The 21,086-nt window shown below is 44.4% G+C and carries 20 protein-coding genes and 2 tRNA genes; 11 read left to right on the top strand and 11 right to left on the bottom strand.

The window, feature by feature from the left end:
* Nucleotides 1-34 precede the first annotated feature (34 nt).
* On the bottom strand, nucleotides 35-727 hold the full coding sequence (locus R7P35_RS21125) for an oligogalacturonate-specific porin KdgM family protein (protein ID WP_005382004.1): 693 nt from the start codon (nucleotides 725-727) through the stop codon (nucleotides 35-37).
* Nucleotides 728-1,165: 438 nt separating this feature from the next.
* Nucleotides 1,166-3,817: a beta-N-acetylhexosaminidase gene (locus R7P35_RS21120; protein ID WP_065274243.1), complete on the bottom strand. Its 2,652-nt coding sequence runs from the start codon at nucleotides 3,815-3,817 to the stop codon at nucleotides 1,166-1,168.
* A 494-nt stretch (nucleotides 3,818-4,311) separates the two neighbouring features.
* On the opposite strand from R7P35_RS21120, the gene R7P35_RS21115 reads away from it, so the two are divergent.
* Together R7P35_RS21115 and R7P35_RS21110 are read left to right on the top strand one after the other, a co-directional pair.
* Nucleotides 4,312-5,184, top strand: coding sequence for a TraB/GumN family protein (locus R7P35_RS21115; RefSeq protein WP_005382001.1), 873 nt, complete (start codon nucleotides 4,312-4,314; stop codon nucleotides 5,182-5,184).
* 151 nt (nucleotides 5,185-5,335) lie between these two features.
* A complete protein-coding gene (locus R7P35_RS21110) occupies nucleotides 5,336-5,719 on the top strand; it encodes a hypothetical protein (RefSeq protein ID WP_005384085.1) in 384 nt (127 codons plus the stop codon).
* A gap of 186 nt (nucleotides 5,720-5,905) precedes the next feature.
* Here the strand turns inward: R7P35_RS21110 and R7P35_RS21105 are convergent.
* Nucleotides 5,906-5,982 (bottom strand) — tRNA-Pro (locus R7P35_RS21105).
* A 259-nt stretch (nucleotides 5,983-6,241) separates the two neighbouring features.
* On the opposite strand from R7P35_RS21105, the gene R7P35_RS21100 reads away from it, so the two are divergent.
* The 3 genes from R7P35_RS21100 to rluF all read left to right on the top strand — a co-directional run bounded on the left by R7P35_RS21100 (nucleotide 6,242) and on the right by rluF (nucleotide 8,348).
* Nucleotides 6,242-6,382, top strand: a complete 141-nt coding sequence (locus R7P35_RS21100) for a DUF3149 domain-containing protein (RefSeq protein WP_005382236.1) — start codon at nucleotides 6,242-6,244, stop codon at nucleotides 6,380-6,382.
* Nucleotides 6,383-6,514: 132 nt separating this feature from the next.
* Entirely contained in the window at nucleotides 6,515-7,096 is a 582-nt protein-coding gene (smrA, locus tag R7P35_RS21095; RefSeq protein WP_005382233.1) for a DNA endonuclease SmrA, read from the top strand.
* 94 nt (nucleotides 7,097-7,190) lie between these two features.
* Complete coding sequence (gene rluF / locus R7P35_RS21090) at nucleotides 7,191-8,348, top strand: 23S rRNA pseudouridine(2604) synthase RluF (RefSeq protein WP_042524120.1); 1,158 nt, start codon at nucleotides 7,191-7,193, stop codon at nucleotides 8,346-8,348.
* 64 nt (nucleotides 8,349-8,412) lie between these two features.
* Here the strand turns inward: rluF and ybaK are convergent, their stop codons facing one another.
* The 8 genes from ybaK to hemA form a co-directional block, all read right to left on the bottom strand.
* A complete protein-coding gene (gene ybaK / locus R7P35_RS21085; RefSeq protein WP_005382231.1) occupies nucleotides 8,413-8,886 on the bottom strand; it encodes a Cys-tRNA(Pro) deacylase in 474 nt (157 codons plus the stop codon).
* Nucleotides 8,887-8,988: 102 nt separating this feature from the next.
* Nucleotides 8,989-10,671 carry a bifunctional UDP-sugar hydrolase/5'-nucleotidase UshA gene (gene ushA, locus R7P35_RS21080; protein ID WP_005382230.1) on the bottom strand — a complete coding sequence of 561 codons (1,683 nt, stop codon included), beginning with the start codon at nucleotides 10,669-10,671 and terminating at the stop codon, nucleotides 8,989-8,991.
* A 220-nt stretch (nucleotides 10,672-10,891) separates the two neighbouring features.
* Nucleotides 10,892-11,743, bottom strand: a complete 852-nt coding sequence (gene kdsA / locus R7P35_RS21075; protein ID WP_005384095.1) for a 3-deoxy-8-phosphooctulonate synthase — start codon at nucleotides 11,741-11,743, stop codon at nucleotides 10,892-10,894.
* Nucleotides 11,744-11,796: 53 nt separating this feature from the next.
* Nucleotides 11,797-12,606 carry a SirB1 family protein gene (locus R7P35_RS21070; protein WP_042524122.1) on the bottom strand — a complete coding sequence of 270 codons (810 nt, stop codon included), beginning with the start codon at nucleotides 12,604-12,606 and terminating at the stop codon, nucleotides 11,797-11,799.
* Between the two features lie 5 nt (nucleotides 12,607-12,611).
* Nucleotides 12,612-12,995 carry a SirB2 family protein gene (locus R7P35_RS21065; protein ID WP_005382225.1) on the bottom strand — a complete coding sequence of 128 codons (384 nt, stop codon included), beginning with the start codon at nucleotides 12,993-12,995 and terminating at the stop codon, nucleotides 12,612-12,614.
* A 40-nt stretch (nucleotides 12,996-13,035) separates the two neighbouring features.
* Nucleotides 13,036-13,890, bottom strand: coding sequence for a peptide chain release factor N(5)-glutamine methyltransferase (prmC, locus tag R7P35_RS21060; RefSeq protein WP_042524123.1), 855 nt, complete (start codon nucleotides 13,888-13,890; stop codon nucleotides 13,036-13,038).
* A gap of 3 nt (nucleotides 13,891-13,893) precedes the next feature.
* Complete coding sequence (gene prfA, locus R7P35_RS21055; RefSeq protein ID WP_005382222.1) at nucleotides 13,894-14,982, bottom strand: peptide chain release factor 1; 1,089 nt, start codon at nucleotides 14,980-14,982, stop codon at nucleotides 13,894-13,896.
* 29 nt (nucleotides 14,983-15,011) lie between these two features.
* Nucleotides 15,012-16,268, bottom strand: a complete 1,257-nt coding sequence (hemA, locus tag R7P35_RS21050) for a glutamyl-tRNA reductase (RefSeq protein ID WP_005384104.1) — start codon at nucleotides 16,266-16,268, stop codon at nucleotides 15,012-15,014.
* Between the two features lie 134 nt (nucleotides 16,269-16,402).
* On the opposite strand from hemA, the gene lolB reads away from it, so the two are divergent.
* From lolB to R7P35_RS21020, 6 genes are all read left to right on the top strand, one after another.
* Nucleotides 16,403-17,041, top strand: coding sequence for a lipoprotein insertase outer membrane protein LolB (gene lolB, locus R7P35_RS21045; protein ID WP_017634843.1), 639 nt, complete (start codon nucleotides 16,403-16,405; stop codon nucleotides 17,039-17,041).
* On the top strand, nucleotides 17,038-17,910 hold the full coding sequence (ispE, locus tag R7P35_RS21040) for a 4-(cytidine 5'-diphospho)-2-C-methyl-D-erythritol kinase (RefSeq protein WP_042524125.1): 873 nt from the start codon (nucleotides 17,038-17,040) through the stop codon (nucleotides 17,908-17,910). Before lolB ends, ispE begins: the two co-directional genes overlap by 4 nt.
* Nucleotides 17,911-17,937: 27 nt before the next feature.
* A complete protein-coding gene (locus tag R7P35_RS21035) occupies nucleotides 17,938-18,882 on the top strand; it encodes a ribose-phosphate pyrophosphokinase (RefSeq protein ID WP_005393176.1) in 945 nt (314 codons plus the stop codon).
* 151 nt (nucleotides 18,883-19,033) lie between these two features.
* A complete protein-coding gene (pth, locus tag R7P35_RS21030; protein ID WP_042524127.1) occupies nucleotides 19,034-19,624 on the top strand; it encodes an aminoacyl-tRNA hydrolase in 591 nt (196 codons plus the stop codon).
* A 10-nt stretch (nucleotides 19,625-19,634) separates the two neighbouring features.
* Entirely contained in the window at nucleotides 19,635-20,726 is a 1,092-nt protein-coding gene (ychF, locus tag R7P35_RS21025; protein ID WP_005393178.1) for a redox-regulated ATPase YchF, read from the top strand.
* 284 nt (nucleotides 20,727-21,010) lie between these two features.
* Nucleotides 21,011-21,084: transfer RNA gene (locus R7P35_RS21020), tRNA-Met, on the top strand.
* Nucleotides 21,085-21,086: the final 2 nt, after the last annotated feature.

Genomic DNA, 21,086 nt, shown 5'->3' with positions numbered 1-21,086 from the left:
TTTTTCTTAATGGACAGTTAAGACAAATATAAAATTAGAAGCCGTAAGAGGCACCAAATACAAAAGCGTTATTCACTAGGCTGTCACCACTCGCGTTTTCTGCACCGTGTGCTTGACTACGGAACTCAAAGTAAGGTTGAACACCTTTACGAGTCCACGTTGCACGAAGCTCGTGGTCCATGGTTTCCGCTTCAATCATGTAGACGTTGTTGTAGCTTAGCGTCACATCCTCATTCATCACGTAACCGATGCGGTTGTCCATGCGGTAATCTGTATCCGCATCTGCGTCTGTCGCATCAATGTGCGCACGAGTACGGTTACTTAAGGAGATGCCGTTATCGAAGTTGTAACCGATCTTAACCAATGGACGGTACTGTACATTCTCGCCAGCAGAGAACAGGTGTTGGTAACCCGCGGCAACCCATAAATGATCGGTAATATTAAATGACTGCTCACCACCCACAGTGATTGCTGGTGTTGTGTTACCTGCGCCACCGTTTTCTGTTTCCAGTTTACCCAACTGAATACCATCAAATTCGGTGTAAACCGTAAAGCCGCCGAATTGGTTATCAAAAGTATGACCAGCTTCCAGTGTAGACGTAACGTCCGAACCATGAATTCGACCATCATCGTGGAATTGAACATTACCTGTTACGTAAGAAGAACCAGCAAAAGCGCTAGAAGCGAAAGCGAGAGAAAGAGCACTCAGTGCAAAAATGTTTTTCATAATTACTGCCTTTATTTATTCACGTTATGCGATAGTTTTAGAGGGCATCTCTTCCCTTTTATCGCAAACTTTGGAATGTGCCTCCTTGGCGTTCGCAATATTGTTTCAATTAATTCGCGATGGAAAATAAAACATTTTAAAAAGTGATCTTGTTCAAAACGAAGCTCAACAACCCTGATAAAAACATGGAAAATACAGGCACTTACCGTATTTTTATAAAATTATCAAAAAATAGAAGTGTGATCGTAAACAGATAATTTATTGATATTTATCAGATTAAGTCGATCCGGTTCACAATAACCTTGACCATTACAACCCAAAACTTATTTATCAATGAAAAATAATTAGACATCGATCACGCTTAATTTCCTAAAAAAATAAAGAAAGCCCCAACATGATGTTGAGGCTTTGCCAAAAAATTAACTTACAAGAATCGAGTTATTTCACGCTGGTCACTCGACTTGCTTTCTCACCGGTTGCTGACACAGAACGGATAAACACTTCACCTTTCACATTTGGACGAGCATTATCTACGTAAGTTAGCCAGTTCTTGCCGTCTAGAGAGTATTGAAGCTTCACACCCGGGAACTGAACGTTCATTGCCAGTTTACCCTCTTCAACTTTCGCGCCTGGTACAGGTAGGCGGTAGTCGATACCCGCTTTTTCTAGCTTAGCCAGTTCGCGTTGGCCAAGTACGTTCGCAAAGCGGTTGTAGTCTTGGTTTAGCGCAGCTTTGTTTACTAGGTTAGAGTTTTGCGAGTATTCAACACCCACTTTGTAGTCGTTTTCCCAATCAGCACGGTGCCATGCACGTTCAGCGGCTGCCAGTACGCGAGGGAATACCATGTACTCGTATTGCTCGTCGTTACGTACTGTCTCAGACCACAGCTGTGCTGATAGACCATAGAAAGGTTTCGCTTTGATTTCACCTTTACCAGTGAAGCCGTTACCATCGCGGTCTACAGAGGTTTCTGCGTTCTGAGGCATGTTCTCTGGTGCAAAACCAAACATCTTACGAGTATCTGTTGCACGCGTTGCCCAGTAGTAACCACGCTCTTTCGGGTCAACTTCGTACGGCATGTCCATGTATACGTAGTCTGGGTTAGAAACGATAACGTCGTAACCTTTCTTAGACCATTCGTACACTGATGATGTGCCACCCCAGTAAAGAACGTCCCAGAAGTTAACACGCGTGTTTTCTGTTGCGAACGCTTTCTCACCTTCACTGTACTTAAGGCCATCTTGCCAAGCTTGGAAGTTTGGGATGCCTTTCTCTGCCACCATCTTCGACACTTCTTCTGCAAAGTGGCTTGGTAGATGAGCAAAATCGCTTACCGTACCGTCTGCAATTAACGTCTGACATTGTGGTGACTGTGCGAATGGCTTGTCTTGCTTAGACAAATCAATGTTACCCTTCCAGCTTACTTTGTCTTCTGCGTTGATGTCTTGCAGACCAGCGCCTAGCTTGATGTTCTTCGCTTCGTCACCACCAAAGTGCCATGTTGTTAGCGGCGTGCCCGCTTCTTGGTGCATTGCTGCTACTTCTGAAATCACTTTATCAACAAAGCGAGTTGAAGATTCCATACATGGGTTGATGAAGCTTTGCTTGTTGTAGAACTGAACCGTCGTTACGTTCGATGTATCTTGAGGATCCATCAGGCGGTACTCGTTCGCTTCTGCTTCTTTACCTTCTTCCATTAGACGGTCGTAACGTGCTTCCATTGATACCACTGCTGCACGAGCGTGTGCTGGCATATCGATTTCAGGAATCACTTCGATGTTACGTGCTTTCGCGTACTTCAAGATGTCCACGTAGTCTGCTTTGCTGAAGAAGCCAGAACCAAAGTTGTCTGTCGTTGCACCTGAGCCAAGCTGAGGCAGTAAACAGCTTTTCTCTTCCAAATCGAAACAACGGTTAGCACCCACTTCAGTCAGCTCAGGCAGACCCGGGATTTCTAAACGCCAGCCTTCATCATCCGTTAGGTGAAGGTGTAGTTTGTTCATCTTGTACGCGGCCATTTGGTCAAGCGTTGCAAGAATCGCGTCTTTAGAGTGGAAGTTACGAGCCACGTCCACCATCACACCACGGTAATCAAAACGCGGCGCATCTTTAATAGACAGTTGTGGTAGAGAATCAGCATTTTGGCTATCTACCAGGCCAAAGATAGATTGTACTGCGTAGAAAGCACCTGCTTGGTCAAACGCTTTAATCGCAATACCGTCGCCTTTGATGCTCATTTCGTAAGCACCAGATTTTGCCAATTCACCGGTGAAGTCTGCAGGAACAACAGTGATGCTTACAGGAAGATCACCACGAACATCCACACCTACCACTTCTGCACGACCTTGAATTGCTGCATATTGAGCCGCATCGAATGCGTCTTTAGGCAGTGCAATACCCGCCGCGATATCTACCGTACCTTTACCTGCTTCAACAGACATTGGCGTTGGTAGTAACGTGGTTGATACGTCTTGTTTTGCTAGATCTTCGTTCTTCTCGAAACGAGACACAGCGCTCGCAAATACGTTGTTGTCATCTGGCGTACGTTTTAGGTTGTTACCCTCAAGGCCAGTCACGAAAGATGCAACGTCTTCTGTGTTAAGAGAAGCGATCATCTTAGGCTCTGCATTTGGTGCAGCAACGAAAGCGCCTGGCATGAAGTCAGTTTCAAATAGCTGCCAGTATTCAGCAACAAGAGGAAGCACAACCTCTTCACCCGCAGCAAAACCATCAAACTTATCTGTTGGTTCTAGTTTGTGTAGATCACCCGTTACGCGAGAGATTTTAAACTGTTCGTTTTCAACATCCAGAATCAGACGAATGCTATGGAAGTAAATAGCCCAATCTTTTGAGTCAACCGCTTCACCTTGGTTAACCAGCGTCATGTTTACCTTGTTACAAGACGCCCACTCAGCCCCTAAGTCCTGACAAGCAAGACCTTCGTTTGCACCGTGGTTAGTCAACACTTGGTATTGAATATCAAGATTATTAGCCAACGAATTTACAACTTGTTGTTCAGAGCTTTGCAGCGCAGAGCAACCTGCTAATGTAGTGATAACAGAAACAGCAATCAGACTAGGTTTAAACATCTTACTTCCCCAAAAAAGTCAGTGGTTCAAAACGACAATGATAAAAATCTCGGCCCCTCAAATGCGAGGTATCTAACCGTTACATTCAACATACAACCTGTTATTTCTAAGCGTAAAATAAATAGAAATAGGAAGTGATCCAGCTCAAAAAATGACACTCAGCAAAAACAATAAAAATCTAATTTTCATGGAGTTACAATACACGTCAAAATCGAACAACTTGTTTTGACGAGTTTGCTGCGATCTAGGTCACTTATATTCATGAGTTACGACTGATTTTGTAAGATTTGGATCACGCCTAATTATTTTGTGAACCATTAGTAAGCGAATTACCTATTTACCTTTCGTGAAGTGACTCTCATTTATTCGTCGTCAAAACTCGTCAATATTTTTAGAAATGACGATTTTGTCGAATACCCCACTGGAGAAATTGCACTTAACCTCACGCTATTTTGCGTATAAAGTTTAAAGGTATCTTATCTGAGGACCATTCTATGTTTCGTCTCTTGACGCTCATATCATCTCTACTTGTTACTTTGACTCCTTTTTCCTCTTATGCAGAGCCACAGCATTGGTTAGCGAAAAAAGGGGAAACCGAACTTATGATTATTGGCTCGGTACATGTGGGGGATAAAACGATGTACCCACTCCCTAGAACGGTCATCCAGCATTTAAGCCAAAGCGCAGGGTTGATTATTGAAGCAGACGTCAGGAATTCTGAAGGCTTGGTTTACCCACAAACAACCATTCTTTCTAAAGATGTTTTAGACAGAGCTCAACGTCGCCACTTAATTGAAATTGCCCAAGATTTAGGTTTGCCAGAAACTCAACTCCTAAATTCCCCACCTTGGATGGCAGCATTCACCATCCAACTCGCTTTAGTCAACAAACTGGGGTATGTCTCTGATAAAGGGGTCGACATGCACTTAATAGGACTCGCTGATAAAAAGCAAATCCCGGTCATTCCACTGGAGTCCGTGCAATTCCAAATCGATTTAATCGCAGGTCAATCAGAAGGCGGTAAAGAGATACTTCTCTCATCAATTGAAGAATATGATGGCGGAGAAGAGTTGGTTCAATGCTTGATAGAGAGTTGGAAGAGTGGTGATGGTAGCATGTTGGTCGAAGCCTCTTTGACCGATCATACAACAGAAGAGTTTAACCAAGCCTTTTTATACGAGCGTAATCGAGATTGGGCTAAAAAACTCGACACTGGCAGTGTTCTACCTCAGCAATCGGGTCGTTACACCGTTGTTGTTGGTGGCTTGCATTTAGTAGGTAAAGATAACCTGATTGAACTGCTTAAAAATCGGGGATTTAACATCAAACCACTGGGTAAGACGCGCCAAGCAAATTGTGATATCTAGTGATTGTTTGAAAAATGCCATTTAAATACAATTATTTAAATACAACCATTTAAAATTCATTCAAACTTTCTTATAAAACGCCGTTAAGCTAAGTGGATACAAAACAACTCATATGAAATTTAAATATTTATTCCTATACACGATTGGAATTATGCTCACTTCTTCGCTGTCTTATGCTAAACCGCCATGCAACGTAGAAGCTTTTCAAGCTATTGATATAACTCCGGAAGTAAAAGGCGGTGTTTTAGATAAAGAGAGTGGTCAATTTCTTATTACCGAAAAACCAATGATGCGTTGCGCGAACATCACGTTTTCAACAGCCCACACTCGAAATCGCGTTGCACATATGATGAACCAAGGCTTTGAAGCGGTTTACTATGATGGAAATACAAGCAAATCTCACTCAGTAACGTTTGATGAAGACGATTTAAAAGCGGGTTACGTCAAGATTGGTCCAAATCACCCAAAGACCGCTTATGTCTGCTTCACTACTTCTGAAACTCCTATCAATACTATCTCGTGTGACATCAAGTAATAAATTTACTCACTCTAAAAAATGAAAAGGCCCTACATTTCTGTAGAGCCTTCCTCTCAATACGTGTCGGTGAAGTGCCATATTCGAACATCAGGCGAACCCCAATTTGATTCGATACTATTGAAGTCTAAAATTACTAGCGCTAAAAACGACGAAAGCCTGCTCATTGAGCAGGCTTTCTAAAAGTGGTCGGTGAAGAGGGATTCGAACCCCCGACCCTCTGGTCCCAAACCAGATGCGCTACCAAGCTGCGCTATTCACCGAGATGTTTAACTGAGGAATTGTCCCCGTCAACGAATGCGTATATTACGGATTCTGAACTGTGGCGCAAGTGCTTTTTACAAAAAAACCTTAGGTCTTAATTCGTTTGATGAATAACTGAACACTAGCACGTAAAATGTGACTGATAACTCACAACAAAATACAGTTTATTAACCTTAGCAACATAATTGATCCAGATCAGTGTGCAACAAGACACCGCCATTTAGTTTATTCCTGTCGGGAACATCTTGGAGGAAACGTATGGACTTTTGGCTTGATCTCCTATTTGGTAATGCAGTGGGTCTATCGTCAATGATAGTAATTTTTGGGGCAATTGGTCTGATGTTATTTTACGGCGGTTTCTTCATATACAAGATCATGAACGACAAATCTCCTCACTAGATCTCGCTTAGCTCTAGAAACGCTTTGCACCGGAGTCGGTTACTTGCCTACTCCGGTTTTTTATTTGATCTCAATGCACCACTCATTGATATAATCCTATTATTCTTCCCTGTTCTTAATGAGATTACTGCTATGTCTCACGACGACGATTTTGATCTATTTCAACAGATGATGGGCGATGTAAAGCCAATCACTCAAGACACCACCGAACACAAAAAAGTACACCAAGTAACAGAAGCACAGCTCGCAAAACGAGAAGCAGCAATCTGGTTAACGGAAGATGACCCAGAATACCTATCACTTGATCACGCTGAAATGCTCAAGCCAGAGGACTTTGTTGAGTTCAAACGTGATGGTGTACAGGACGGGGTTTACCGCAAACTTCGCCTTGGTAAGTATCCAATCCAAGCTCGCTTGGATTTGCACCGTAAAACATTGAAAGAAGCACGTGATGAAGTCGTGACGTTTTTAAAGCAATGCCTATCAATGGACATTAGAACGGTCGTTATCGTCCATGGTCGAGGAGAACGCTCAAATCCACCTGCAATGATGAAAAGCTTTGTTAGCAGTTGGCTACGACAAATAAAGGAAGTCCAATGCGTCCATAGTGCGCAACGCTTTCACGGTGGAACTGGAGCCGTTTACGTCCTACTTAGAAAAAGTGCGGAAAAGAAATTAGAAACCCGCGAACGTCACCAAAAACGGTTAGGCTAAATTTCACCCTAATGCTAGAATGCCCGCCCTTATTCTTCCTTCCCCTTAAAGGAAGGGAGCTTCATTCGCCGTTGTGAAACGTTAGGAGACAAAAATGTCACAAGACAACGCTAAACGATTAAATAAATTCATCAGTGAAACGGGGTTTTGCTCACGCCGTGAAGCAGACAGACTGATTGAGCAAGGCCGTGTCACCATTAATGGCAACAAACCTGAAATGGGGACAAAAGTGCTACCTGGTGATGATGTTTGTGTGGATGGTAAGCCAGTGGCAGCAAAAGAGAAGCCGATTTACATCGCTCTCAATAAACCAACAGGCATCACCTGTACAACTGAGAGAGACGTCCCTGGAAACATCGTTGATTTCATCGGCCACCAAAAACGTATCTTTCCGATCGGCCGCTTAGACAAACCCTCTGATGGTCTGATCTTTTTGACCAACGATGGCGACATCGTGAACAAAATCCTTCGCGCAGGCAACAGCCACGAAAAAGAGTACGTCGTACGCGTGGACAAGCCAATTACAGGCGAGTTTCTCAAACAGATGTCGAGTGGCGTTAAGATTCTCGACACAGTCACCCTACCTTGTAAGGTAACGAAAGAAACTAAATTCTCTTTCCGTATTGTGCTCACTCAAGGACTTAACCGTCAGATCCGTCGCATGTGTGAAGCGCTGGGCTATGAAGTATTCAAGCTGCGTCGCGTACGCATCATGAATATCTCTCTTGATGGTATTCCCAATGGGAAATGGCGTTATCTAAGTGACGAAGAAGTGGCAGAGATCCTAGCAATGTGTGAAGGCTCGGTAGGTACAGAAGAAGCATCAAAAACAGACTCTAGAGGTCGCAACATTCGTAAAGCGACCGACGCGAAGCTGTTTGATAGCCGTGAAGAAAACCAAGATTCTACTGCTCGTCGTAACCAGAAGACACGAACTTTCCGCGGTAACAATGCTGATGAATTCCGTCATGCACCAAACTCGAAAAAAGGTCAACAAAAGCGTCGTCAGCGTGATGATGAAGGCGGACGTCCAGCTAAAGAACATTACAAAGCGAAACCACAAGGTGAACGCAGCAGACCGCAAGGCGAGCATGGTAAATCACACCGTAAACCAGATGCATCAAGCAATACGCATTCAGTAAACAAGCCTCAATCACCGAGTAAGCCCAAGCAGCATTACATGAACCCAAATGCCGCGAAACCAAGTAAACCAGCTAAACGCACTGGTGGTACATTGAGTCTGAAGAAGTAACGCTTCACTGACAGGCAAGATCAAAAAAGGACGCTCATGAGCGTCCTTTTTATTTGTCATGAGTTTACAAACAAAGAGGTGCAAACTGACCGCGAGTTAAGCTCAGCAAATCTCTCGGGGCTAACTCAATTTCTAAACCACGTTTACCAGCACTCACACAGATTGTGTCTTGCTCTGCTGCGCTTTCGTGCAAAAAAGTAGGTAAGGCTTTCTTCTGCCCTAGTGGGCTAATTCCACCAACGACATAACCTGTGGTCTTTTGGGCGATTTCCGGATCAGCCATATCGGCCTTTTTGCCCTTCGCTGCTTTCGCCGCCAGTTTTAGGTTCAGCTTTTGATCAACAGGGATAATCGCAACCGCAAGGTTCTTTGGCTCCCCGTTCAAGCAGAACAGCAAGGTTTTAAATACTGTTTTCGGATCCTGCCCCAGTACTTCAGCAGCCTCCAAGCCATAACTATCGGCTCTAGGGTCATGCTCATACTGATGAATCGTGTGTGGAATTTTTTTCTTTTTCGCAAGATTAATGGCCGGAGTCATCAAGATTCTCCTCATAAAAACAAAAAGCGCAGATTGAATTGGATCTGCGCTTTTAGTTAATGATATCAGCGAGTTTGAGTCAATCGCTTTTTATCTGTTGGGTTACTGATCAATCGCCGTATCAACTAAATACGTGATTTCACCTGAAGGGGCATACTCATTAACATCAATAGGGCTATGTGTTTCTAAATAATCCTTCAAAACCTCAGCATCGGTAAAACCTGTATTTACATACCCTGGATGATCGTCGATTTTAGGGTAACCATCTCCACCAGCAGCATTATAGCTTGGTACGGTAAAGCGGTAATTACCATCTAAGCGAAGTTGCTTATTACCAATGAACACATTGGTTACCTCACCATTATTGATACTCATCGCAATGCCGGCAAACTGCGCGTAAGCTCCAGAGTCGACAGGTTTAGTTGCAACGACATTTAGGTAATCCAATACTTCTTTGCCCGTCATATCAACGTAAGAGACCATATTGCCAAATGGCTGAACAGTCAGCACATCTTTGTAGGTAATCTCACCTGCTGCAATCGAATCGCGAACGCCGCCAGAATTCATTACGGCGAAATCTGCTTTCGCACGTTCCATGTGAGCCGTTGCAATTAATCGACCTAAGTTTGTTTGCTGGTAACGAACCACATTGCGGTCACCCTCAAGCTTACCGTTAGATTCTGCAATCTTCACGTTTAGTTTGCCCTGACCTTTTTCTTGATAAGGACGAAGAAACTCAAGCATCATTTCGTCTTGTTTAATCTCATCTTGGATCAAGACTCGTTGCGACTGACCATCAACTTTAACTTTCTTTTTCAAGTTTACAGGGATTAGATCGTAGCTCACCATCGAGAGTTCGCCATTACGAAACTCGTAATCGGCGCGTCCCACATATTTCCCCCACTCATGTGCCTGAACAATAAAGGTACCATTTTGTTTATCGGGCTGACATTCATCACCTGGTTTAAAGTTCTTTTTGATAACGTTTGGACCTTCCATGCACACAGGTTCTTGTGAGTGTCCTCCAACGATCATGTCGAGATCGCCGTCATTCAAATAACGAGCTAACGCCACATCGCCAGGAGCATTGATGCCTCTATTACCATTTTCATAGTGTCCCATATGCGTGACAGCAAAAATCAGATCTGGATACTCTGTTTCTTTCAGTTCTGCAATCAGCTTCTTGGCTTCTTCTTTTGGGTCACGGAAGTCAATTTGTTCAATGAATTCAGGGTTGCCAAGTTTCGCTGTGTCTTCGGTTGTAAGGCCAATGACCGCAATTTTAATGCCCTGCTTTTTAAACATCGCATATGGTTGGAATAAACGCTTGCCAGTATTTTTATCGTAAATATTGGCAGACAACATCGGAAAGTTTGCCCACTCTTGCTGCTTGAATAGCACGTCCAATGGATTATCAAACTCATGATTACCTAGAGCCATCGCATCGTAACCAATTTTGCTCATGCCTTTAAAATCCGGCTCGGCATCTTGTAAATCAGACTCAGGTACTCCTGTGTTGATGTCACCACCAGAAAGCAGTAACACGCTGCCCCCCTCAGCCTGTATTTCTTCGCGCAAATCATCGATTAACGTTTTACGCGCCGCCATGCCATATTCACCGTATCGATTTTGCCAAAAGCGACCATGATGATCGTTAGTGTGCAACACGGTCAATTTATAGGTTGTATCGGCATTCCATTCTGGTGCAGGTTGCGTAGCACACCCAGCTAACGAGGCCAAGATAGCGGCACTCAAAACAGTTTTGATCATCAGACGCTGATTCATTTATTTACCTTTTTCTTATTGGGATTACTGAAGCACATTTTAAGCATTCGATCTATTTGAAAACCACGTGCACCCTAACACATTGATTTAATAATTATGATGCATTGTTTAGCAATAACAAATTCATCAGTAACAAGTTTGAGAATTCACGGCTTTTCAGATAAAAAAATAGCCAACACTCGGTTGGCTATAGTATTTGTTACCACCAGTCATCTGGCGTTTACTTGATATCTATATCTGCAAAGCTCTTGATCAGATCATCAAGCGATTTCATTTGTGCTAAGAATGGCTCTAACTTGTCTAGAGGCAGTGCAGATGGGCCATCACAACGCGCTTGGTCTGGGTTTGGGTGCGCTTCGATAAATAGACCTGCGATGCCTGTCGCTAGACCCGCTTTTGCAAGCTCAACCGTCTGCTCACGACGGCCGCCAGATGCTGCGCCTGATGGGTCACGCATTTGTAGTGAGTGCGTTACGTCAAAGATGATTGGGCTACCTTTCGAAGCATTTTTCATCACACCAAAACCAAGCATGTCTACAACTAGGTTATCGTAACCGTGGCAAGAACCGCGCTCACATAGGATGATCTTGTCGTTACCGCACTCTGCGAACTTCTCAACGATGTTTCCCACTTGACCAGGGCTCATAAATTGAGGTTTCTTCACGTTGATAACCGCACCTGTTTTGGCCATAGCTTCAACAAGGTCAGTTTGGCGAGCTAGGAATGCAGGAAGCTGAATAACGTCTACCACGTCAGCGACAGGTTGAGCTTGCGCTTCAGTGTGAACGTCCGTGATGATCTTTACACCAAAAGTGTCTTTCAGCTCCTGAAAGATTTTCATACCTTCTTCCAGACCTGGACCGCGGTATGAATGAACAGAACTGCGGTTTGCTTTGTCAAACGACGCCTTAAATACGTAAGGAATACCAAGTTTTTCCGTTACTTTTACGTAGTGCTCACAGATCTGCATCGCAAGATCACGAGACTCAAGAACGTTCATACCTGCAAATAGGGTGAATGGCTTGTCGTTAGCAACCTGAATGTCGCCGATATTAACGATTTTCTGTTCCATTTTGATTCTCTTTTTCTGTCCACGATACGCCACAGTTCGGCACATCGATAAAATTAGTGAAGTGTGACGTGCGTTTCACTCATCACATTAACTTGTGATTTTAGTAGCTCGGAAGCCGGATCGTCAGGGCATTGGTCAATAAAGTACTGAAAATCTGATACCGCTACTTGAGGGCACTCTAGCTGTTGGAAAATAAAACCACGGTCACGAATTTCGTATGGGTCATCTGGCACAAACGTTAGAGCAAGATTTGTACAACGTAATGCCAGCGTATAATGCTCTTCACGCAACATCGCACTTTTAATCAATGCCAACCAGCGACCAATAATTGTTGGGTTGTCAGCTTCCTCAAAATGTTCAGCCTTTAGCTGAGCTAGCGGTCCTTCCTGGCCAATAAGCCAAGCTTGAAGAATCCTTTCACCTACATACTCACCATTAAATGGGTTGATGTAGTCTGGCTTCTTATGCATCCAGTCGACTTTTAACAGGAACTGAGTAGGGAAAGTAACTCCCTTCAACGGGAACCCCAGCTTTTTGCCTAGGTATAACAAAATCGAACCTAAGCTCACAGGAATACCTTTTCTGCGCTCCAACACTTTATCGATGAAGCTGTTGTCCGAAATAAAGTATTCCTGCTCGTCGCCTTTGAATCCCCACTCGTGGAAAAACAGTCGTAGGAATGCATCAAATCGTTGCTCTTCATCGGTTTCATGAACAAGCGTGGCTTCTGCATCTTTGTAAAGACGCTCTAACTCTTGTTTCGCCCAATGTACTTTGGTTTCTGGGTTAATCGCTTTGTTTAGCTCAAGCGCACCTTCCACCAACGGTATATTGTCAAAATCTTCGTCAAAAAACTCTAACATGACGTCTATCCAAATAACGTAGGGCTCTTAGACACAGCAATGTTTGCAGCCATGACCAACCAACCTAATGCGCCGAAAAAGCCAAATATCTTCAGTAGGTTGTTTTTCGCAAGTTTCAATGAGAAGAATCCAAGCGCAATGTACGCCAGTACGCAGGTGATTTTGTTTGTTAACCACGGTGCGGCATCGGTAAACGGGATGAAACCAGTAATGAAAATAAGCGCGATACCTGACACTAGCAATGCAGTATCAACGATGTGGGGAAACACTTTCAAAAAGCGATTATTTCGCTTCGGTGAGTTCATCATCATTAACACGAATCGGATCGATAGTAGCGTCGCGCTGAGAGCGATCGTCACTAAGTGTATGTGTTTTAGAGCTACGTACATTTTTCTTCTCTTTTTAGTTAGTGTTTGCTGACTTCCATGATTAACTGGCCAGACAACCAAGTGTTACTCGATCGTTACCGCCATAATCTTTTTCCGTAGCGACCTGTTGGTAACCAAAGCCACGCATTATCTCACGCACCGCCTCACCTTGATCATAACCATGCTCAAATGCCAGCCAACCGCCCACTTCAAGATACTGACGAGCAAGATCCGAGATATGACGAATATCAGCTAAGCCATTCTCTTTAGCAACTAATGCAGATTTTGGCTCAAAGCGCACATCACCTTGGGATAAATGTGGATCTTTTTCATCAATATATGGCGGGTTGGAGACAATTAAAGCAAACTTCGTACCTTCTGTAATAGGCTCAAACCAACTGCCTTGAGCAAAGGTCACATTTTTGATGTTTAGCTGCTCAGCATTGTACTCTGCAAGTGCTTTCGCTTCTTGTTTGAGATCTACGCCCATTACTTGACGTTTTGGCATTTCAGATGCGAGTGCGATAGCAATTGCCCCCGTCCCCGTTCCAAGATCTAAAATAGGCCCAGTCTGCTCGTAGGTCTTATCGAGTGCAACTTCGACCAAACGTTCTGTATCCGGTCTTGGGATCAAGGTAGAGGGAGAAACTTTGAACGGTAAAGACCAAAACTCTCGCTCACCAATAATATAAGCGACGGGTTCACCAGTTAAACGTCGTTCAAGTAGAGCGTCGAATTTTGCTTGTTGCTCTGCTTCTAATGCTTTTTCTGGCCAGGTCAGTAGATAAGTTCGTGGTTTGCCAAGGACATGGCAAAGGAGTACAGCTGCATCGAGAGAAGGCGACTCTTTGCCGCCTTCTGCCAGTTTCGCCGTCGCACTTTTCAGTGCTTGCTCAATCGATTGAACTTGGCTCATCGATTAGCCGTTCTCTGCGAGCGCCGCAAGTTGGTCTGCTTGGTGCTCTTGAATCACAGGATCAATCAAGCTCTGCAGGTCACCTTCCATCACTTCGTTCAAACGATAGATGGTTAGGTTGATACGGTGATCAGACACACGACCTTGTGGGTAGTTGTATGTACGAATACGGTCACTACGGTCACCAGAACCTAGAAGGTTACGACGTGTATCAGACACTTCTGCGGCACGACGCTCTTCTTCCGCTTGAACGATACGAGCAGCAAGAACAGCCATTGCTTTCGCTTTGTTCTTGTGCTGTGAACGCTCATCCTGACACTCTACTACCGTACCCGTTGGTAAGTGGGTAATACGAATTGCAGAATCCGTGGTGTTAACGTGCTGACCACCCGCGCCAGATGCACGGAACGTATCGATTTTCAGGTCTGCTGCTTTGATTTCAGGCAGATCCGCTTCAGGGATTTCCGCCATTACTGCTACTGTACAAGCAGAAGTATGCACACGGCCTTGAGATTCAGTTGCAGGAACACGCTGTACACGGTGACCGCCTGACTCAAATTTCAACACGCCGTATGCACCGTCGCCGCTCACTTTTGCGATCATCTCTTTGTAACCACCGTGCTCAGCCTCGTTTGAAGACATGACTTCGATGCGCCAGCCACGCTTTTCTGCGTACTTGCTGTACATACGGAATAGATCACCCGCGAAGATACCCGCTTCGTCGCCACCCGCACCTGCACGAATTTCTAGGAAACAGTTACGATCATCGTTCGGATCTTTTGGCAGAAGAAGAATCTGTAACTCATCAGTAAGACGCTCAATCGTCGCTTTCGCTTCTTTGATTTCTTCTTGCGCCATTTCACGCATTTCTTCGTCGTCTTCGTTTGCCATCTCTTCAGCGGCGACAAGATCTTCTTGTGCTTGTTGATAAGCTTGGAAGCACTTGGTTACTTCTTCTAGCTGAGAGTACTCTCTTGATAGAGCACGGAATTTGTCCTGATTTCCAATTACATCAGGATCACCAAGAAGATGTTGAACTTCTTCGTAACGTTCTACTAGCGTTTCTAGCTTAGTCAGAATAGAGGCTTTCATAGTGTCGTTTTCTTAATAAAAAGCGTGAGTTATAGATCATCCAAGCCAAGTGTTTGGCGGATAATCGTTAATTTTGCTGGTTCGCCTTGCTCTGCTGCACTTTGCAATGCGCGAGTTGGAGCGTGAATCAGTTTGTTGGTGAGTTTATTACTCAGCTCGCGCAGCACTTTCTCCGGATCTGCGCCTGCCGCTAAAGATTGCAAACTTTTGCTCAGTAACTCTTCACGAATTTCGTTGGCTGATTTGCGATAGTCGCGAATACTATCGACGGCTTGCAGTGAACGCAACCATGTCATAAATGCAGCGCTTTCTTCACTAACAATCGCTTCAGCTTGAATCGCTTCGACTTTACGCTGCTCAATGTTGCTGTCGATGATAGATTGCAAGTCATCAACAGAATACAGATATGCGTCGTTCAGTTCACCGACTTCCGACTCTACATCTCGCGGCACCGCAATATCGACCAACAAGATAGGTTGATGCCGGCGCTGCTTTAGAGCCGTTTCGACCATACCTTTGCCAATAATAGGCAATGGGCTCGCCGTTGAGCTAATCACAATATCCGCTTTCGCCAAATGTTCAGGAATTTCGTTCAAACTGATCACTTCTGCGCCAAATTGGTCCGCTAAGCCTTGCGCGCGCTCTTTAGTGCGGTTCGCGACAATCATTTTTGTGCAACCGTTGGACGCTAAATGCTTCGCGACCAATTCAATCGTCTCACCCGCACCAACCAAAAGCACGGTTGAATCTGATAACGACTCAAAAATATGTTTTGCCAGTGTACATGCCGCATAAGCCACGGACACGGCATTACCACCAATATCTGTCTCTGTTCTTACCCGTTTGGCGACTGAGAACGTCTTTTGAAACAGTTTATCAATCGAGGCATCGACGGCTTGATGATCTCGCGAGTCAGAAAATGCTTGCTTTACCTGCCCCAAAATTTGAGGCTCACCCAACACCAGAGAGTCAAGACCGCACGATACGCGCATCAAATGCTTTATTGCTGCTTGCTCTTCATGAACATACAAACTCGGCATTAAATCTTCGCGGCTCACTTGATGAAATTGAGCAAGCCAATCGATCAACTTGTTTCGCGCTCCTTGCTTAACATCGCAGTACAACTCAGTTCGGTTACAGGTTGAAACAATCACACTGCCGTTAACTGCTTCGTGCTCTCTAAGTTGCTCGAGTGCAGGGCCGAGTTTATCCGGACCAAACGCCACCTTCTCTCGCAAGTCGACAGACGCTGTATTGTGATTAATTCCAATAGCAAGCAAGGACATCTAACGTGGTATCTCTGGGATAGGTTATAAAATAGGTCCAGAATTTTACTGTAAGCACGCATTTATTGAAAGGGTAAGCCGGATTTGTTTTCCTAAGTGCGACTTTTCAATGCTATAGTTGTGAGCGATTCCCGATGAAACTGATTAATAAGCCATCAAACATGACGTTACGCTCCTTTATTCTTTTTTTCTTGTCGAGCTTACTGCTCGCTGGTTGTTCGTCCGTTCCTGAAAGTGTTACCAGCGTTGAATGGCAAGCTCATGAGCAGCGACTCGAAACCATCCAAGATTTTCAAGCAACGGGGAAACTTGGTTATATTGGCCCAGACCAAAGACAAAATTTAAACTTCTACTGGAAACATTCTTCAGCACTAAGCCAGTTGCGTTTAACAACGATTCTCGGACAAACGGCATTAAAGCTCACCATCACCCCACAAGGCGCCACAGTAGAAACTTACGACGATCAGGTCCTTTCTTCTCGCAGTGCTAACCAGCTGATTTACCGTCTTACAGGGTTGATGATGCCCGTCGATCACATGCCTGACTGGCTATTAGGTCTACCGACCGATGCCGACAAATTCCAACTGTCTCCAACCAATACACTGCAAGCGTTAAACAAACAAATTGGTTTAAATGATTGGAGCATTGCATATCAACGATATGGCGACGTTCAATGGCATGAACAGTCTCTCCCTCTGCCAAATAAGCTGAAACTCACCACAGCTGATGTCAAAATAAATCTAGTGATCACAAAATGGAACATCACCCAATGATTGAACTTTCAACACGCTGGCCATCACCAGCGAAATTGAATCTCTTTCTATATATCAACGGCCGTACAGAGAATGGCTACCACGAGTTACAAACGTTATTCCAATTCGTCGATCACGGCGATGAGCTCACCATTCAAGCGAACCATTCTGGTGATATTACGATTTCTCCAGACATAGAAGGTGTGCCCCTTCAAGACAATTTAATTTGGAAAGCAGCAACCGCGCTTCAAGCTTACTCAAACTGCCCTTTTGGCGCGCATATTGAGCTACAGAAAGTGCTGCCTATGGGTGGAGGCATTGGTGGGGGCTCATCGAATGCTGCTACAGCATTAGTGGCACTGAATTACTTATGGCAACTGAATCTAACTGACGACGAACTGGCTGAAATAGGTTTAAAACTAGGCGCAGACGTGCCCGTATTTGTGCGCGGATTTGCAGCTTTTGCTGAAGGTGTTGGTGAAAAACTCTCTCCTGCTTATCCCGAAGAAAAGTGGTATTTAGTCGTCAGACCGAATGTATCTATCGCAACCGTCGACGTTTTTTGTCATCCAGATCTAACGCGAAACACCCCAAAACGAGATCTAGAAACACTTTTAAATACGCCAAGCGTAAACGATTGCGAAAAAATTGTACGAATGCTCTACCCAGAGGTTGATAAGCAACTTTCTTGGCTGCTACAATACGCGCCGTCAAGATTGACGGGGACAGGATCTTGCGTTTTTGCTGAATTTTCGAGCAAATCTGAAGCAGAAACTATCCTTGCACAACTCTCTGATAAAGTCTCGGCATTTGTCGCTCAAGGGCGCAATATTTCGCCATTAAAAGAGACTTTGGCTGAATACCAATCAGCCTCACACCGACCTATTTAAACTGGACGCAAACCCGAGGTTTCCACCGTGCCTGATATGAAGCTATTTGCTGGTAACGCAACACCTGAACTAGCCCAACGTATTGCTGATCGTCTTTACATCTCTCTTGGTGATGCATCTGTTTCTCGCTTTTCTGATGGCGAAGTTGCAGTTCAAATCAATGAGAATGTTCGTGGTAGCGATGTTTTCATCATTCAATCCACTTGTGCACCGACTAACGACAACCTAATGGAATTGGTTGTTATGATTGATGCAATGCGCCGTGCTTCAGCAGGCCGTATCACTGCAGTTATCCCTTACTTCGGCTACGCTCGCCAAGACCGTCGTGTACGTTCTGCGCGTGTGCCAATTACTGCAAAAGTTGTTGCTGATTTCCTATCTAACGTTGGTGTTGACCGCGTTCTAACTATCGACCTACACGCAGAGCAAATTCAAGGCTTCTTCGATGTACCTGTAGACAACATCTTCGGCACGCCAGTGCTACTTGAAGATATGCAGGCTCGCGGTCTAGATAACCCTGTAGTGGTATCTCCTGACCTAGGTGGCGTTGTTCGTGCTCGTGCAACAGCAAAAGCACTAGGCGACATCGACATCGCAATCGTAGATAAGCGTCGTCCACGTGCAAACGTTTCTGAAGTAATGAACCTAATCGGTGATGTTGAAGGTCGTGACTGTGTGATCGTTGATGACATGATCGACACAGGTGGCACACTATGTAAAGCAGCTGAAGCACTAAAAGAGCGCGGTGCTAAGCGTGTATTCGCTTACGCTACTCACGCAGTATTCTCAGGCAACGCTGCGGATAACATTAAGAACTCAGTTCTTGACCAAGTTATCGTGACTGACTCTATCTCTCTGTCTAAAGAGATGGCTGCAACAGGTAAAGTGACAACACTAAGCCTATCTCGCATGCTAGCTGAAGCGATTCGTCGTATCAGCAACGAAGAGTCAATATCTGCAATGTTCAACTAATACGAACATTTCAGTTAAACTGATTTCAAAAGCACCCCTCTTTGGGGTGTTTTTTTATTTGTATCGATAGGCAGAAAATCCCTTGGTCGCCCACTGCGAGAATTCTGTGCTATCATACTGCGCTTTTTGAGATTCCAGAGAGATCCTAACCTTGACTCAACCAATCAAACTTCTTGTTGGTCTTGCTAATCCGGGACCAGAATACGCCAGAACTCGTCACAATGCGGGCGCTTGGGTTGTAGAAGAATTAGCACGCGTTCACAACGTTACACTGAAGAACGAACCAAAGTTTTTTGGTCTAACAGGACGCATTATGGTCAATGGCCAGGATCTCCGTTTGCTTATCCCAACCACCTTCATGAATCTATCAGGTAAATCGATCGCTGCGCTTGCGAAATTTTATCAAATTAAACCTGAAGAGATCATGGTTGCTCATGACGAGCTAGACTTACCGCCAGGTGTCGCTAAGTTTAAAAAAGGTGGGGGTCACGGTGGACACAACGGTCTGCGTGACACCATTAGCAAACTGGGCAATAACAAAGATTTTTATCGTCTTCGTATTGGCATTGGTCATCCGGGACACAAAGATAAAGTGGCGGGTTTTGTATTAGGTAAAGCGCCAGCTAAAGAGCAAGAGCTTTTAGATGCAGCAGCTGATGAGGCTGTTCGTTGTCTAGATATCCTGATTAAGGATGGCCTATCTAAAGCACAAAATCGCCTCCACACGTTCAAAGCTGAATAAGGTTACTATCATGGGTTTTAAATGTGGCATCGTTGGTCTACCTAACGTAGGTAAATCAACTCTGTTCAACGCACTAACTAAAGCGGGTATCGAAGCAGCAAACTTCCCGTTCTGTACCATTGAACCAAACACTGGTGTGGTTCCTGTGCCAGATCTACGTCTAGACGCACTAGCTAAGATCGTTAACCCACAGAGAGTTCTTCCAACGACGATGGAGTTCGTGGACATCGCTGGTCTTGTTGCTGGTGCATCACGTGGTGAAGGTTTAGGTAACAAATTCCTAGCTAACATCCGTGAAACAGACGCGATTGGCCACGTTGTACGTTGTTTTGAAAACGAAAACATTGTTCATGTTTCAGGTAAAGTTTCACCTATCGAAGATATCGAAGTGATCAACCTCGAACTTGCAATGGCTGACCTAGATTCTTGTGAGCGAGCGATTCAACGTAACGCGAAGAAGGCAAAAGGCGGCGATAAAGACGCAAAATTTGAACTAACCGTACTAGAAAAACTGTTACCAGTACTAACTGAAGGCGGCATGGCACGCACAGTTGAGCTATCTAAAGAAGAGTTAGCAGCAATCGGCTATCTAAACTTCCTAACACTGAAGCCAACTATGTACATTGCAAACGTAAACGAAGATGGCTTCGAAAATAATCCATATCTAGATGCGGTTCGTGAGTTCGCAGAAAAAGAAAACAATGTCGTTGTACCTGTATGTGCAGCTATCGAATCTGAACTATCTGAACTAGAAGATGAAGATCGCGAAGAATTCCTAGCAGATATGGGGATCGAAGAGCCAGGTCTGAACCGTGTAATTCGCTCTGGTTACGAACTACTGACTCTACACACCTACTTCACAGCAGGTGTTAAAGAAGTACGTGCTTGGACAATCCCTGTTGGTGCAACTGCGCCTCAGGCGGCAGGTAAGATCCACACTGACTTCGAGAAAGGCTTTATTCGTGCAGAAGTAGTCGGTTACGACGATTTCATCCAATTCAATGGTGAAAATGGCGCAAAAGACGCAGGTAAATGGCGTCTAGAAGGTAAAGACTACATCGTAAAAGATGGTGATGTTGTACACTTCCGCTTCAATGTTTAATTAAATGAATGAATTCTAAACACTTCATTTACACTAAAAGCCAGCTGTTAAGCTGGCTTTTTTAATACCTTAAGTAAATGAACAAAAATAAATTACGCAACTACAAGCTAATTTATTTCCAGTTTTAGATCATAAACACGCCTCTTTGTTTAAAAAGGAAGCGAACGAGGTTTTTTCCGAAATTTATTAAAAAAAACTGTTGACGGATCTCACTCAACTTCGCATAATGCGCGCCGTTCCCAACGACAAGGCAACAAAGCGTTGAGAACAAAAAATATGGTTTTGGCTACGTAGCTCAGCTGGTTAGAGCACATCACTCATAATGATGGGGTCACAGGTTCGAATCCCGTCGTAGCCACC

Source organism: Vibrio sp. Vb0304 (genome assembly GCF_033338995.1).
Taxonomy (GTDB): Bacteria; Pseudomonadota; Gammaproteobacteria; order Enterobacterales; family Vibrionaceae; genus Vibrio; species Vibrio alginolyticus.
The sequence above is the reverse complement of the archived record's forward strand: the minus strand, read 5'-3'. Positions and strand labels throughout refer to the sequence as shown.